This is a genomic window from Rhizobium sp. 16-488-2b (genome assembly GCF_017741815.1).
Classification (GTDB): Bacteria; Pseudomonadota; Alphaproteobacteria; order Rhizobiales; family Rhizobiaceae; genus Rhizobium.
Genome location: NZ_JAGHMF010000031.1, coordinates 18,570 through 33,514, shown reverse-complemented (window position 1 = coordinate 33,514; position 14,945 = coordinate 18,570). Strand labels below are relative to the sequence as shown.

Sequence of the window (14,945 nt, the reverse complement as noted above, 5' to 3'; positions counted from 1 at the left end):
GTGAGGCTGTCCTGGCCGCTCCGCGGCGCGATAGCGGCATTGAAACGACCGACCGCCGGTTCAGACCGCAACGAACACGAAGGGCAGGCCGACACGTGGTTGGAACTTGCACCCCGAAACCGAATGCCGAAACCGATGGCCATCCTCGCAAAGACCCTCGCCGGACACGCGGGATGTGCTCTCCGCCAATACGCCTCCGGCGACCGCCTCTCATGCAGCCTGTCGCCAAGCAACTTCGCCGAGCTTCAGCCGCATCGTGGTGATGGCGCGATCCTGACGCTCCAGCTTCCGGGCGAGCGCCTCGATTTCGCCACGACGCCCGAAGGTCAGCCGATCGACGTGATCCTGCAACAGCACCTCATCGGACCGGCTCCATCGCGAGCCGGAGCGCTTGTGCCTACGGTTCCTGGCTTTCGCTTTCTCGGTTACGGCCAGGCGCTCGGCGCGCGCGGCGATCTGCCGATGGACGAGATCGAGGTGATGGCGCGTTTCGCGCCGCGCCACCTCCATACGTGAAAGGAGCACCCACGGATTGACCGGGTTCATGCTCCGGTCCTCCGCTGCCGCCAGCCGATGAAGTCCGAAGGGCCGTCATAGACAGCGTGACGCCGCTCTTCGATGACGAAGCGAAATGGCCCGCGGGTTGCGTATTCGCAGCTCGGCACGAGAAAGCGCCGTTCATCGGCGCGGTGGTCCCGGATGCCGCCCGGTGTGGCAATCACCTCCGTCATGTCGGCATGGTGGCTGGAAAAGACCGCGGAGATCACAATCCAGTCACGGGCATGCTCGCTCTCGAAGGCGTCCCGGTCCTTTGTCCTGGATTGGCCGGGCGCCAGTTCGCGGCCGTGGATCGCCTCCCAGGCCGACGGCCAGCTGTTGCGGATCGTCTCCTCGGCACATTTGCGCTCATAGGCCGTGAACAGGTCCGGGAAGCTGTGAGCGACGATGGCCCATTCGGCATCCTCCTCGTACCAGGGCGAGGATTTTCGCAATAAGGAAGACACCCGCAGATTCCGCTCGGCCGACAGATGAAACCCGCCATGGCCGGCCGTCATATGGGAGACAATCCCCTCGGCATAGATGGTCGCGAGCTGCGACGGACCCCATGGCGTATTCGTCGCAATACGGGTCAGGATCCGCCCGAGATCGGAAAGTTCGCGCTTGTGCCGTGCGGTCTCGACCACACGGGTGCGAAACGCCGCCTCATCTTCAAGGCGGCCTTCGTGACCGTGGAAATCCTCCCGCGTCAGCTCTGAAAGTGGACGGATGATCCGCCAGGCGCTGGCGAGGAAGCTGACGCCATCACGCGCCGGCACCATTGCCAGGAGGATATCGGCGATCCGGGCGACCGGAAAGCCTGCCGCGCTAACGCCGAATTCCACCGCCGCGTCGTCGGCGGTCGGAACCATGTCGTATTGAAGATCGGGCGTGCTCATGCGGCAACTCTCCCTTCGACATGAGCAGCCGCAACCTCGTCGGCGGTCACCTCCCCGAGGACAGCGTTCGGATATCCGTGTTGTTTCAGCCAGGCCACGGCCGCTTCGCGATGGTCGGCGAGATGGACGAGCTCCGCGTTCGCACCAGCGCGATCGAAGAGGCGGATAGAACCGAGCGCGGGGCGCTCCAGAACCTTGAAGGTCAGATCGGAATCGAGACCGAAGGTTCGGTGAATGCGCATGACGACGGTATTCCTGCCGCCAAAATCCGCCTCATGCAGCGTGAAATACCCCGGCGAGGCGTAGTTGCCGGATTGGCGCGGACCTTCCTTGCGGATCAGGCGGCCGCTGCTGTTTCGGGTCTGCCAGGCAGCCAGCTTCTTCTTGAAACGCTCGGGCGGGCGAGGGTTGCCGTCGGACCAGGCGACGATGGAGCCGATCGGAGCGAGGTCATAGATCAGGGACGCAGACATCAGTTATCTCCTTGAAATTCTGCTGTTGATGGAGACGAGACCGCCGCCGGTGATGGCCGGCGGCGGGGTGTCGATCGGATGAAAAGGGGAGGGTGGCTATTCGGCCGCAATCCCGTAGGCGGCTTCGTCCTCGTCGGCGGCGTCGTCACCGACCTGCGGATCGGCAACGTCGAGATCGGCCGCATCGCCGGCAACCCTGCCGCCCGCAAGCTCGTCTACAAGACCATCCGTCGCTTCGTCGGAGGTGACGGTGTCCTCCTCTTCGACGATCTCGCCTTGCTTGAGCAGTCCGGAAAGTTCCTTCGGATCGGGAGCGAACAGGGCTGCCGGATGGACGAAATGCCCTTCCTTGAAGTGCTCGACGAGGGCGGCACGGGTCTCGCGGACCTTTGGGCGCGGCAGAACCGCGATATCCTTGCACGACGTCTCAAGCGCCTGCCGCGACAGGCAAAGCAGGAAGTCCTCCGTGCCCATGTTCGGGAGATATCCATCCGCACCGATGGCCTCGCCGGCAATGCGCGAGACGATACCGCTGTTCGACATGCCGCGGCGGCAAGAGAGCACATCGACCAGCATCGTGCGGGCGGCAATCCGCAACGTGTCGATGTCGAAGGACAGCTTGCCGTCGCCGTCGAGCAGCCGAACCGCATGGCGCGCAAACCGCTTCGGACCGAAGACGGTGTCGTTTGCACCGGAGTCGACCCGGACATTCAGGCCGGCAAAAGCGAGCACGAGGAGCGCCGTCAGCGTATCGTCCTCGATCGGTGCGCGGGCGAGCGCCTCGTGCAGCGCGTCGGTCCTGAGGTCACCGATCATGTCGTGGCCCTTTTGCGTGACATCAGGTCGCTGCTTCGGCGCGTCGGTCACATCGTCGCCAGCGGTGGCACCACCTCCAACGAGCGCTCCCTTCCCCCCGGTCTTCTTTTCCTCCGGCATCCGGTAGTGCACGGTCTGAACCTTGCCGTTCCGATCGAGGTATATGGCGGTGTGGTCGCCCTTACTTGGCTTGCCATAGACGCGGCTTGCCTTCTGCGGCAGCTTCGCCTCGCCCCATTGCGTAACCTCGGCGATCACGCCCTTCTTGGGCAGATTGTTCGTCATCCATTCCTGCTGGGCGCCGAGATAGGCTTCGACGTTGGTGGTATAGCGGCTGTCCTCATTGGCGGGGGCAAACAGATCCTCGATCCATTCGATGCCGTAGGCTTCCTTGAGATCGTCGCCGAAGCTCGCATCCTTTGCATACATGCGGGTCTTGCTCAGCGCGTTGGCGATCTGGAACCACGTGGCAGGCTGGCCCTTCTTCGGCTTGTGCGCCTTCCAGACCTCCTTCTGCTCATCGAGGTGTGCCGCCGCGATCGTCCGAAGCTGCTGCTCGTTCGGCATGTCGCCGAGCGCCATCTGGTCGAGCATTGCCGGCAAGACGTTGGCGAGCAGGCGCAACTTGCGAATCTGCCGGACGGGCAGGGCAAGCGCGACTGCAATTGCTTCCTCGGTCCAGTCGAGCGCTATCAAGCGTTCGATGCCGCGCCACTGGTCGACGGGGTTGAGCGGCTCCCTGGCAATGTTCTCGACCATCGACCGCATGGCGCCATTGTCGTTAGCGGCTTCGACGACGAGAACCTCGATCTCTTCGAGGCCTGCGGCAATGGCCATACGGGTGCGCCGATGGCCAGCTTCGATGACGTAGCCGTTCCCGCCACCGACCTCCGGAAAGATGACAGGCGGCTGGATGATGCCGACGGCTTTGATCGTGGCGAGCAACAGGGCATCGGCTTGGGGAGTGGATTTGGACTGGCGGGTGTTGTCCGGGTTGTCCTTCAACGAGCGCGGATCGACCTTCATGATGTGCATGGGATTTTCCTTCTCCGGGATGCGGGACGCGGCTCTCTTGCCGGTCCTTCCTGTCTTCATTTCTTTCGAAGACACCTCCCGGACCGCAGGGCGGGCGGGCCGGCGCAACTGCGGCCGAGCGTCCCTGCCGCGAAGGACACGCGGGGCTGACAGCCCTGCGCAGGTCGAGGGGCCGGGATGCGGAGGCGGCGGTTGAGCGCGAGCGGCGACGGTCGGACCGGTCAGCGACCGGTTTCTTTTTCCTCCTCCTTCTATTGGTCCTCCATCCTTCGGGACGCTGCCGCTCACACTTTTTGGAGGATTCAAGCCTCTCCGACGTCGTGACTGTCCTGAACCACCCGGAGGATGCGAGAGCGCGACTGATCCAAACGATCGAGCGTGTCGAGCTGATGTCCTGAGCGCGGTGAGGCCGTCGGCGACGCGAACGTCATGGGCGTCGCATCGACAGGCCGAAAATCAGGACAAAAAAAGAGGGCCACGAGAAAACTCGGGCCCTTTAGATGTGAAGGTAATTTAAACCTCCAGAGGGGAACAGCTGCTGCGGCGGCACTGGGAGGAAATCCGCCATGTGCATCAGCTGTGAGCACTATGCTCAAATTTCGATCGGAAGGAAAGCAAATATTGTGCAACGCAGCTATGCAAATGCTGCGTTGCATCAAAACCGCTGATCCAGATCAAGCAGCCTCCGCCGGGGCGTCGTCGTTCTGAGCGGACGCGGTTGCAAGAGCATCGTCGACGTCGCGAAGCTGTCGGCGCTTTTCCGCAAGTTCGTCGGCGAAGGCGAAGGTGCCGCCTTCGCGGGAACGATAGGAGGCAAGCCGCCGGTGCGCTTCATCCAGACGATGGCGATAGCGCTCCCGCTCCTCTTCGAAACCGTCGAGCGCGTGCTCGAGGCGGGAAATCGCGCCGAGCGGGGTGACGGTGACCGCAAGATCGATCTCGTAGGCGGCACCAGTGCGCTGGAGCGTGGTGGCGTAGCGATACCCGTCACCCTTTCCGAAGCGCTCGCCGTCGTAGGCGAGATCGAAGCCGCCAATGGATGCGAGGTGTACCTTGCCCTCTTGCTGGAGCTGGAGGAGCGTGAGGATTTCCTTCATCAGCGCGCGACCGGCCTCCTTACGCTCATGGTGGACCTTGCCCAGCACGGTCATGGCGAAGGCATCACCGCCTGTCGGAACAAGGCGCTGGATGTCCTGGTCGATCTCTGAGATGCAACGGGTTGAGACCTCGATGTCACGCTCGGCATCGCGCATCTGCCGACGGACCGCGTACTGGTCATCGTCATGCGCGGCGCGCAGCCTTTCCAGTCGCGCGATATCGGCCTCAAGGCCAGCCTTCTGCATCAGCCGCTCGTCGCCGGAAGCGATCGCCTTGGCCATCGCGAACTGGTTGGCCTGCCCTTCACCGAGGTCTTCGAGCCGGCGGATCGAGGTATCTCCGCTCAGCGCGGCGGCGATGAAGCGGGCCTTTCGCTCGTTGTTCTGCCACATGGAAGCGTCGAGACTGCCCTCAGTGGCGTAGGCGAAAATGTCGACGACATCATGCTGGTTGCCCTGCCGGACGATGCGGCCTTCGCGCTGTTCGATGTGCGACGGCAACCACGGCACGTCGAGGTGATGCAACGCCTTGAGCCGGAGCTGGGCGTTGACACCGGTTCCCATCGTCTCCGACGATCCGATCAGGAACCGAATTCGGCCGGCGCGCACGTCAGCGAACAGCCGCTGCTTGGCCTCGGTCTTCTTGTAGTCCTGCATGAAGGCGATTTCGGACGAGGGAACACCGAGCCGCACGAGCTCGTCACGGATCCAGCGGTAGGCCGAAAAGCCGCGAGTTTTCTCGACGTTGATGGTTCCAAGATCGCTAAAGATCATCTGCGCGGCACCCGGCAGCTCGAAGGGTTTTTCGTCCGGCCGGACGTAGGTATCGTCGCTCGTCTCCTTCCAGATCCGGAAGGCATTGCGGACGAGAAGGTTGAGCTTATTGGCCTCCTCGTTGTCGTTGGCCGGTATCACGAGGCGGAGATCGATCGCCGCATGGCGGCCGTCGGTGATGACCGAGAGCAGGATATCGTCGCCGGGCTGCGCCGGCCCCTCGCGCATCTCGATCGCCTTGATGCGGGCATCGAGGATCTGCTGATAGGCCTTGAAGGCAGGCGTCGGCTTTGCTGTGAGGATCTGCCGTCGACCCGTGGAGATATCCGGCACCTTGACGTACTCGCGGAGATCCGCAGGCAGGACGACATCAGCAAAGGCTCGGAACATGGCGATCAGTTCCGGGACATTGACAAAACTCGCGAAGCGGCTGACCGGCTTGTATTTACCGGACGGTTGGATCTCCAGCTCGGTCGTGGTATCGCCGAAGCAGGACGCCCAGGCATCGAACTCGTGCAGCCCGCGCTCGAGCAGCGCTGCATGGCCGAGCAGGCGCTGGATCGAGAACATCTCGCCGAGCGTGTTGGTGATCGGCGTGCCCGAGGCAAGCACGAGCGCCCGGCCGGGGTTTTTGGTCTCGATGTAGCGAGACTTTACATAGAGGTCCCAGGCGCGCTGCGAGCCGTTCGGGTCGATACCCTTCAAAGTGCTCATGTTTGTGGGGAAGGAAAGCTTGCGGAATTCCTGCGCCTCATCGACGATGATCTGATCGACACCGATTTCGGCGATGGTGAGCAGATCATCCTTGCGGGTCGCAAGCCCTTCCAGACGTTCCTGCAAGCCTTCCTTCAGCCGCTCGAGGCGCTTGCGCGAGACGCGGTCCTCGCTGTCCACCTTTGTCAACAGATCCTCGTAGAGTTCCAGCTCATCGTGGATCATCTGTTGTTCGAAGGCAGACGGCACGGCGATGAATCTGAACGCCGAATGCGTGATGATGATCGCGTCCCAGGTGGCCGTCGCCGCGCGTGACAGGAAGCGGGCGCGCTTGTCCTTCGTAAAATTCGTCTCGTCGGCAACGAGAATGCGGGCGTTTGGATAGAGCGCGAGAAACTCGCGGGCAGCCTGTGCCAGGCAATGGCCGGGGACCACGAGCATCGCCTTGGCGATAAGCCCCAGGCGGCGCTGCTCCATGATCGCAGCCGCCATCGTCATCGTCTTGCCGGCGCCGACGGCGTGCGCAAGATAGGTCGAGCCGGAGGAGATGATCCGCCAGATGCCGCGTTTCTGGTGCCCATAAAGAACAAAGGCGCCTGAGGTGCCGGGAAGTTTCAGATGAGAGCCGTCGAATTTGCGAGGCGCGATATTGTTGAAGCGGTCGTTGTAGACCCGCGCCAAGCGGTCGGTGCGATCCGGATCTGTCCAGACCCAGTTCTGGAAGGCTTGCCTGATCTTCTGCAGCTTGTCGCGCGCGGCCTCGGTATCGACGACGTTCAGAACACGCCGCTCGCCACCCACATCCTTGAAGATGTCGAAGATCTGCGGAACCCGGCTGTTCAGCGCATCGGCCAGCAGCTCGCCAGCATAGCGGCGGCTGGTGCCCCATTCCGATGTGCCGGCCGCAGTAAGCCCAAGCTGCCGGGCCTCCACGGTCCAGCTCCCGAGTTCGGGCATATGGTGGATCCTGATCTCGGCGCCCATCATCTCCTTCACGAACGCGACGACGTCGCTCGCCGGTATCCACGGCGCACCGAGGCGCGCGGTGATGTCGGAGGGACGAAGATCGGCGGGCTGCACCGCCTGAAGCGCGCGAACATTCCGCCCGAAGACGGGATCGAGCGCCGCAGCAGCTTCGGCCTCAGCAAGCTTGGTGCGGACCGGCCCGGAGAGATAGGCATCCGAGGTCTGCCAGGAACCGTCCGCGGGATCCCTGAAGATCGCATCGCCGAGTTCGTCGACGACCGCATCGGCATTCCGGTGCAGCAGTTCGGCGATATGCTCGATGTCGACGCGACCGCGTTCGTTGAGCACGACGGCTAGCGCGTCCGCGGCGCTGGTGATCTCCGGCGGGGCAGGGGGCGCGATGACCCGTTCGGAAAAGATTGGACCCGGTTTCGCCGTATCGGTGTCGAGGTCGTAATCCTCGATCGAAGCGACCAACCAGCAATCGGGATCGTCGAGGAACGGCTGCAGGTTCGGACGGCGGTGCGCTTCGCGCATCTCGCCGGATTCGTCCTCGGTGATCGAGACCGTGGTGTGGTTGATCGGTCCGAAATCGCGCACGAAGCTCGACCAGGCGACGCGCAGGCGAACCTGCAGATCCCGCCATGGGCGATCCTGTTCCTGGGCCTTCAGCACCTCGCGCACCGCATCGCGGATCGGAATCAGCTTCTTGATCATGCCGACGTGCTTTTCGGACAGGCCTTCCCCTGATCGCCCTTTTCGTACGTTCACCGCCTGCGGAGATCCGCCGACCATCTGCAGGAGACCGCGCTTGATGTCGATGAAGAAGCTTCCTTCCCTGATCTGTCGGTTCTCGGGCCGAAGATCGATGATCTCGCCGAGCTCATCCTCGAGGTCGATGTCGATCGCGGTCGGCTCGCCATCGTAGCGGCCTTCGGGAAGGAGCCGGATGGCCTGCAGCAGAGCCGCCTGCAGGTCTTCCTCGGCGCGCGGCCGGCAGGTGTAGGTTTCGCCAAAGGGTCCGGACGTGAGAGCATGATCACCGAGAACGAAACCGGGATGCCGTGCGAACCAGCGGTTGATGCGAATTGCGCCCTCGTCCTCGCTTTCGGGCCGCAGCTCCTCGAGATCGAGCCAGGCCAGATCGCTTGTCGGTTCGCCGACCTTGCGCTTGCGAAAGAAGAGAAGGTCGACCACGACATCCGTGCCGGCGTCCTGGCGGAAGCTACCCTCCGGCAATCGGATCGCCGCGATCAGGTCGGCGGTCTTGGCGATGTGCTCGCGCGCCGTCGGGTCCGCCTTGTCCATCGTCCCGGAACTGGTGACAAAGGCGGCGAGCGCGCCGGGTTTGAGCAGGTCGATCGAACGGGCGATGAAATAGTCGTGCAGCCGAAGCCCGAGCGAGCGATAAGTCCGGTCAGAGCGAACAATCCGATCGGAGAAGGGTGGATTGCCGATCGCGAGATCATAGATCGGCGCCAGATCGGTTCGCACAAAGTCGCCGTTGATGATCCGCGCCTTCGGCTGAAGCAGCTTGACGATGCGGGCGGTGACGGGATCGAGTTCGACGCCGGTGAGGAAGGTCCTGTCGCGAAGCGCCGCCGGCATGAGAGCTGGAAACAGGCCCGTACCGACACCGGGCTCGAGCACGCGGCCGCCACGCCAGCCCATGCGCTGCAAGCCCGACCAGATTGCCCGGATGATGAACTCCGGCGTGAAATGGGCATATTGCGTGCAGCGGGCGAGTGAGGTGTAGTCAGCATCTGAAACAGCACTTTCGAGCGAGCCGCCGAGCTCACTCCAGCCCTTCCGGAAATCGAGCTCGCCAGGACGGCGGAACATCCCGTTCGCCAGTTCGCTCGCGCCGAAGCCGGTGAAGCGGACGAGTTGCGCCTGCTCCTTCGGAGTGGCTGGTCGATCCTGCTTCTCGATGTTGCTCGCGATCAGGATCGCCGCAACATTGACGCGGGCGCGATCCTTCCAGGATGCGGCCAAGCCTCGATCCGCATCGTCGAGGTAGAAGTTGCACCGGTTGCCCTGCCGCCGGGGCACCGGATGTTCTATCGTCGCGACCGGCAAGGCCGGCGCGGGAGAGGGCGGCGGCGGTTCGGGGTCGTCGTCATTGGCGGCGACCGTATCGAAGACGCCGAACGCTGTGACACCAAGGCCGAGGCCGGACGAGAGCGCGCTGCCGCCGAACACGTCGAGAGTGAAGGGATTGTTGCTCATGAAATTTTCCTCGGGAAATGGCGAGCGTCATCACCCCGCGGGAGCTACTTGCGGGACTGAAGGACACTCAGGGGGTTTGGGTTTGGTGGCCAAACGGGCCGGACTGGTCGCGAATTGCCTTAAGACTTCGCGATCAGGCTGAGCTGCATCGAGTCTTGACGAAATACGATACGAAGGTGCGTCGCCTCCGGAGCAGCCGTCATCATGGCTTCCAGCTGTTCCGCATCGATGAAATCGACGCCGTCGTCGCCGCCGAAGGTTCGGCGTTTGACGTCGAACCAGTCATCATTGGTGCGGGGATCGCATTCCTCGGCATAGACGACCAAAGGCTTGGTACCATCTGGCAATTTGCCGTTCGACAGGAGGTAGACGCCCTGGTCGCCGACGAGCCAGAGGCCCGGCTTTTCGTCCTTGCCAGGGCGCAGGCCGTAATAGGGATTGCGAAAGCCGCCATGGGCTTCCGCGTCGGCACGACCGCGGGCGATGACCTGGCGGACGGATGTGAGCGGGAAGGAAAGCATGGTGTACCTCCTTCACGCGGCGATTGGCGAGGGGAGGTGGCGCAGCTGCACCGGCAGCTTGCCTGCGACCTCGTCGTCGGTCAGATCGTCCAGCAGTTTTACCGTGCGGCCCATCTTGCTGCCGAAGAGCACGATTGTGCGCTTGCCGCGCGCGGCTTCCTCCCAGCTATCGCCGGCAAAGCCACGATAGTCGTCCGCCGCGATGCTCCAGATGTGTTCCAGGCGTTCCTCGCGAGTCATGGCGCGCACGGGCCGGCTCTCACGCTCGATGATTGCCACGCGCATGCGCTCGGCCGCTTGCCCGTCGGAGAGGTCGCAATAGCCATGAAAATGTCGAATGGCGCCATCGATCGGCAAGGCGAAGAACACTGATGTCACCGAACCAGTCAGAAACTCGCGCATTGCAAACATCGCGCCGCGGATCCAGAGCGGTGGCAGGATCTCGAACATATAGTCATGCTCGCCCTCGCCGATCTCAAACCATTCGCCGGCATAGAGCGGCGAGGCGTCACCCTCCCAACGGTTCGGACGCTGGGCGTGCCGGTCAAACATGAGGAACATTTGCTGGCGTGAGGCCACGCCCTGGAAAACCTTGCGGATTGTGGGAGAGGGATTCATCTGCGGCTCCTTCGGATGGTTTCGGACCGAAGCGCAGCACTGTCCTTCCGACCTTGCCATCCTCTTCAGTCCTTCATGACACCTTCCGGGCCGCCGGCATCGCGGCCGGCCGGGTCAAGGGCCGGCTCCGCCGGGCGAAGCTTCCCTTGACGCGGGCGGCGCGAATGCGGCACGCCGCCTTCCTTTCTTTCCCGTTTTTCTTTCTCCCTGATCTTCAGGGTCTCGTTCCAGTCCTCCTCGGGCGGGCGGAGCCTCGACCAGTCGCAGCCGGTTTCGTGAGCGAGCGCCCGCAACCGCTCGGCAAACATCTCTCCTTGGGGATTGGCGTCTGTCGCGGCGACGAGGAGAGCATCGGGCCGCGAGGCCAACTGCCGCAACGCCCCCTCCGTTGACGGCGACCATCCGCCGCCCGTGCTGAGATACAGCGTCCCGTCCCGCGGCCCCTCGATGGCGGCAAGGCTCATGGCGTCGATCGCAGCTTCAGTGACGGCCAGGCGCAACGCTGTCTCCGGCCCGAGACGGAAGAGAACCTTCGTTCCTCCGGAGGCAAAGCCCCGATACTCAGGCCCTCGCGCCTCCCAGCCGGTGACAATCCCGGCATGGTCCGTATGCGCCGCCCACATGCTGCTACATGGACCCTCCCGAAGGCGGTCCTGCCTGATCGCGGCGCGGAGCAAAGGGACCGGCAGGAAACGGTCCCCGTAGAGATAAGCCCATGTCGACGAGCCGGGCCACGGACGACGACGTCCTTGCCAACGCTCAGGTAGAGCGAGATCGAATCCTTGATCGTGCCTCGAAGGCAGCCATTCCGGCTCGGTGATCGCGAAACCGACGAGGTCGGCGACCCTCCCGGCGCCTTCGAGAAAGCCGACATGATCGAGATGCTCGACAAGTCCGAACACATCGCCTTTTGCATCACTCAACGGGTCGAACCATCCGCGCCCCTCATGGGTGACGATGATGATCTCGCTCCCTCGGCGAAACTTGACCGCCCGACGGGTACTCTCCTTCGCATCGATGGCGAAGCCCGCATGCTCAAGAACGGCGGCACAACTCACCTGGTCGCGCAGCGCCTCTATATCCTTTCTGTTCATGCTTTTTCCTCTTTGCCTTCCTTGCCCGTCATTTCGCGGGCGCGCTTCCACCAGCCGCGAAGAGCAAAGGCGGCAAGGGCGCGGCTGACAATTGTCGGATCATGCAATACCCGCCCGCGGCGCAGCCTCCCTTGCGGCCTGCCGCTCGCGAGCGGCACCCCGAACGGCAAAGCGGCTCAATGAGCCGGCCAAGGGAAGAACTCGTGGACGATCTCGAGATCGTCGTCGGCGTCGATCTCGTCGGAAGGAAGCACGCCGTACTCGCCATCGACCGAGAAAAGGGTGACCGGGACCATCAGGTCGCGGGAGAGCTGGAAGGCGTGGGACTGAGCGAGGGAAAGATCGTGCGACATGTGAGAGGCTCCTTCGGGAGCGGGCCAATCCCGCTCGATGGCTCCTCAAAAGGCCCGACGGCGGGCGCGATCACCGCGAGGCGAAGCCGAAGCGGCCGCAGCTTGCTAGTGGACCCTTTACGGGTTGATCGTGGAAGATCCGGCGCCGGGCTAGGACGCCATCACAAAAGAGCGGGATTGGGCTGCTTCCGCTGGAGATAAAGGATCCACGCACGCCTATCGAATCTGCAGCAGTTTCCCGCCGCCCCAGCACCTACGATCGTTTCCGCCTTCGCTACCGCTCGACCGGAAACTCAGCGCATCCGGACCGTTTCCGAAGGCGTTTCGCCGAAAGCTTGATAATAGGCCGCCGCGAACCGCCCCATGTGGGTGAACCCTGCATTGCGTGCAACGTCAGCAATCGATCGGGAGCCACGATCGCCGATGAGAGCTCTACGGGCAGCTTCGAGGCGAATCGCTCTGAGATAGCCCAAAGGCGTGGTGCCTTTGAACCGTTGGAAGGCCCCCTGCAATGCCCTGACGCTCGTACCGGTCTCGGCTGCGATCAGGGCGACCGTGATGGATTGGGCCAGGTTTGCATGCATGTAGTCGATGGCGCGTTTCACATGCCATGGGACAGCGGGCGAGACCGACTGTTCCAGTCGCGGCATGTAGCTGTTAGGAGCGACCTCCAAAAGTGCGATCATCGTCGCCTGAAACAGCCGCTCGATGGCAGCCGGTGACAGTCGATCTGCTTCTGAAAGATTGAGGCAACTCCAGACAAGATGGCCGAGCGCCGCCAACCGCAATCCTTTCTCGGAAGTCAGATCGACAATACGATCGAATTCGAGATCCGTCGTGACGGGACCATCCAGCAGTTCACTCACTTGCTGGACCATTGCCGCCTTTTCGAAGGACAAGCCGATATAGCTGGAATGTTCATGAGGAGTCAGCTCGTCGAAGTGCGCAAGATCTTCCAGAAAACCTGTTGCTCGGGTGGACAGGAAACGCGGCGAACCGGAACGCATCTCCGATGCACTCGAGGAGGGCAGGTAAAGAACGAATGCATCGGGCGCGTCATCGAAGCCAAGTTTCAGGGCTGAACGGCACTTTCCCTTCCAGGCGCTGAAACGGCCGAGGATGTAGTGTGTATCTCCTGCGGAACACACGTGGTCGCGGTCCAGCGGACCCGCCGGGCCGGCTTGCACCATGTCACCGTGTCGGAGTGCAGTATGATGCAATAGAACTCTCCAAATCTTCAAGCTCGCGGCGAAACAGGATCGACCCGAACCTATACGTCCCCCCGGGGACCGTTCACTGCCGTCGCAGCCATTGCCTTGACGAGGGATATGACCTGCCGGCGAACCGCAGGTTCCGCAATCCTGGCGAATGCGCCCTTGAGATCCCTGCCTTCGTCGGATTGGAGGAAGGCGCCCAGTCCTGTTTCCGCGGTGGAACCTCTCAGCCTTTTAGCTTGTCCGTCTCGGGTCTCGGAATTGAAGAAGGACGACGCCGGCACGCCCGGCACATTCGCGACGTTGGGCAACCCGCTCCCGCCGACGCGGTTCATGCCCTTTTCGTATTTCTGGACCTGCTGGAACGTCACGCCCAAAGCCTCGGCAAGCTTGGCCTTGTGCGGATCCTTGCCCCGACCTCGACATCGATCGGGCTCGGTGTTTTGGTCGCATTCTGATTTTTCACATGATTGGTCAATTCATCGCCATACCTGTCGTTGAAGGATCGTGGGTTTGCTGATCGCCATCCTGCGGCCAACGTCAGTCGGGCTTCGAAAGGCTTGCCTTTTCGAGAGCCTCCTGCATCGTGCTTGCCTCGAGTGCGACAAGCGCTTGCTCGAGAAATCCTTCAATTTCGATGACGCTCCTGCCCTGGAGCAGGGCGATTTCATCAACAGTCTTTCCCATCGACACCCATCGAAGGCAGGTCTTTTCGATGGGCGAAAGCATCCAATGTTCCATGACCAACCTGCTTTCGTTGGTGTTTATTTCATCCTCGAGCAATAGGGCGAACGATCCGCCCTATTGGTTTGTCTCGGGCTTCTGCAACAGACGGGCGGGTGGCCTATGTCCCGGTCGCCTCGCAGATCCGAAGAAAGCTCGCGGCGCGCAGGCTTGCGCCGCCGACCAGAACACCGTCGACGTTTTCAAGAGCAAGAATCTCGGCCGAATTCTCAGGCTTGACTGATCCACCGTAGAGGATCCGCAGCTGAGCACCGACCGATCCATAGGCATCGATCAGACTGGATCGGATGAAGGTATGAGCGGCAAGGATTTCGCCTTGGTCCGGCACGCGTCCGGTCCCGATCGACCAGACCGGCTCATAGGCGATGACCACGGCGGTTTCGTTTAACGCGGCGGGCAGGCAATCCTGCAGCTGGCTTTTTAGGACGGCGAGGGTCTCCTGGCGGAGATGCTCCGCTTCCGTCTCGCCCACGCAAATCACGGGGATCAAGCCGGCGCTGAGCGCGATCTCGGCCTTGCGCCTGACGATCGCATCCGTCTCGCACTGATACTGCCGCCGCTCGGAATGACCTAGTATGACGATGCGGGCGCGGCAGTCGGCGATCATGCGGGCGGATATGTCGCCGGTGTAAGCGCCACCTTCCTGAGCGCTGCAATCCTGGGCGCCGAGAAGAATCCGGCTTCCGGCGGTTATCCTCACGGCGGATTGCAGAAGCGTTGCCGGAGGACATATAGCCACGTCTGCACTCAGTTCACCGATGTTCCATGCGACCTCTTCGATCTCGGAGAGATCGGCCGTAAGTCCGTTCATTTTCCAGTTGCCGACGATGAGCCGGCGGGGAGAGTTGCTCAAGGTCTTAT

General features: G+C 62.6%; 12 protein-coding genes and 1 pseudogene. All 13 read right to left on the bottom strand.

The genetic code is table 11. From position 1 onward, the window contains the following. Positions 1-210: 210 nt before the first annotated feature. Positions 211-546: a hypothetical protein gene (locus J5286_RS22455; protein ID WP_081043887.1), complete on the bottom strand. Its 336-nt coding sequence runs from the start codon at positions 544-546 to the stop codon at positions 211-213. Continuing rightward, positions 543-1,436, bottom strand: a complete 894-nt coding sequence (locus J5286_RS22450; RefSeq protein ID WP_174158371.1) for a DUF7007 domain-containing protein — start codon at positions 1,434-1,436, stop codon at positions 543-545. The genes J5286_RS22455 and J5286_RS22450 overlap by 4 nt, the downstream gene beginning before the upstream one ends. Then, positions 1,433-1,909, bottom strand: a complete 477-nt coding sequence (locus tag J5286_RS22445) for a UCP036055 family protein (RefSeq protein ID WP_015084474.1) — start codon at positions 1,907-1,909, stop codon at positions 1,433-1,435. The genes J5286_RS22450 and J5286_RS22445 overlap by 4 nt, the downstream gene beginning before the upstream one ends. A gap of 96 nt (positions 1,910-2,005) precedes the next feature. Continuing rightward, entirely contained in the window at positions 2,006-3,760 is a 1,755-nt protein-coding gene (locus J5286_RS22440; RefSeq protein ID WP_209193612.1) for a ParB N-terminal domain-containing protein, read from the bottom strand. A 674-nt stretch (positions 3,761-4,434) separates the two neighbouring features. Beyond that, on the bottom strand, positions 4,435-9,540 hold the full coding sequence (locus tag J5286_RS22435; protein WP_209193611.1) for a helicase-like domain-containing protein: 5,106 nt from the start codon (positions 9,538-9,540) through the stop codon (positions 4,435-4,437). A gap of 119 nt (positions 9,541-9,659) precedes the next feature. After that, positions 9,660-10,061, bottom strand: a complete 402-nt coding sequence (locus J5286_RS22430; RefSeq protein ID WP_174158369.1) for a DUF3085 domain-containing protein — start codon at positions 10,059-10,061, stop codon at positions 9,660-9,662. A 12-nt stretch (positions 10,062-10,073) separates the two neighbouring features. Then, positions 10,074-10,679 carry a DUF1419 domain-containing protein gene (locus J5286_RS22425; RefSeq protein WP_174158368.1) on the bottom strand — a complete coding sequence of 202 codons (606 nt, stop codon included), beginning with the start codon at positions 10,677-10,679 and terminating at the stop codon, positions 10,074-10,076. Between the two features lie 65 nt (positions 10,680-10,744). Then, entirely contained in the window at positions 10,745-11,773 is a 1,029-nt protein-coding gene (locus J5286_RS22420; protein WP_209193610.1) for a DUF3991 and toprim domain-containing protein, read from the bottom strand. A 176-nt stretch (positions 11,774-11,949) separates the two neighbouring features. Then, positions 11,950-12,126, bottom strand: a complete 177-nt coding sequence (locus J5286_RS22415; protein ID WP_037126275.1) for a hypothetical protein — start codon at positions 12,124-12,126, stop codon at positions 11,950-11,952. A 293-nt stretch (positions 12,127-12,419) separates the two neighbouring features. Beyond that, on the bottom strand, positions 12,420-13,346 hold the full coding sequence (locus J5286_RS22410) for a helix-turn-helix transcriptional regulator (protein ID WP_245206670.1): 927 nt from the start codon (positions 13,344-13,346) through the stop codon (positions 12,420-12,422). 50 nt (positions 13,347-13,396) lie between these two features. After that, positions 13,397-13,806, bottom strand: a pseudogene (locus J5286_RS22405) (helix-turn-helix domain-containing protein). 74 nt (positions 13,807-13,880) lie between these two features. Beyond that, on the bottom strand, positions 13,881-14,069 hold the full coding sequence (locus J5286_RS22400; protein ID WP_245206669.1) for a helix-turn-helix transcriptional regulator: 189 nt from the start codon (positions 14,067-14,069) through the stop codon (positions 13,881-13,883). Positions 14,070-14,184: 115 nt separating this feature from the next. Further along, positions 14,185-14,937, bottom strand: a complete 753-nt coding sequence (tpiA, locus tag J5286_RS22395; RefSeq protein WP_174158365.1) for a triose-phosphate isomerase — start codon at positions 14,935-14,937, stop codon at positions 14,185-14,187. Between the last annotated feature and the right edge of the window lie 8 nt (positions 14,938-14,945).

Coding starts and splice junctions, on each gene's coding strand:
- J5286_RS22455 (WP_081043887.1), bottom strand. CDS start 546: ATGAACCCGGTCAATCCGTGGGTGCTCCTTTCACGTATGGAGGTGGCG.
- J5286_RS22450 (WP_174158371.1), bottom strand. CDS start 1,436: ATGAGCACGCCCGATCTTCAATACGACATGGTTCCGACCGCCGACGAC.
- J5286_RS22445 (WP_015084474.1), bottom strand. CDS start 1,909: ATGTCTGCGTCCCTGATCTATGACCTCGCTCCGATCGGCTCCATCGTC.
- J5286_RS22440 (WP_209193612.1), bottom strand. CDS start 3,760: ATGCACATCATGAAGGTCGATCCGCGCTCGTTGAAGGACAACCCGGAC.
- J5286_RS22435 (WP_209193611.1), bottom strand. CDS start 9,540: ATGAGCAACAATCCCTTCACTCTCGACGTGTTCGGCGGCAGCGCGCTC.
- J5286_RS22430 (WP_174158369.1), bottom strand. CDS start 10,061: ATGCTTTCCTTCCCGCTCACATCCGTCCGCCAGGTCATCGCCCGCGGT.
- J5286_RS22425 (WP_174158368.1), bottom strand. CDS start 10,679: ATGAATCCCTCTCCCACAATCCGCAAGGTTTTCCAGGGCGTGGCCTCA.
- J5286_RS22420 (WP_209193610.1), bottom strand. CDS start 11,773: ATGAACAGAAAGGATATAGAGGCGCTGCGCGACCAGGTGAGTTGTGCC.
- J5286_RS22415 (WP_037126275.1), bottom strand. CDS start 12,126: ATGTCGCACGATCTTTCCCTCGCTCAGTCCCACGCCTTCCAGCTCTCC.
- J5286_RS22400 (WP_245206669.1), bottom strand. CDS start 14,069: ATGCTTTCGCCCATCGAAAAGACCTGCCTTCGATGGGTGTCGATGGGA.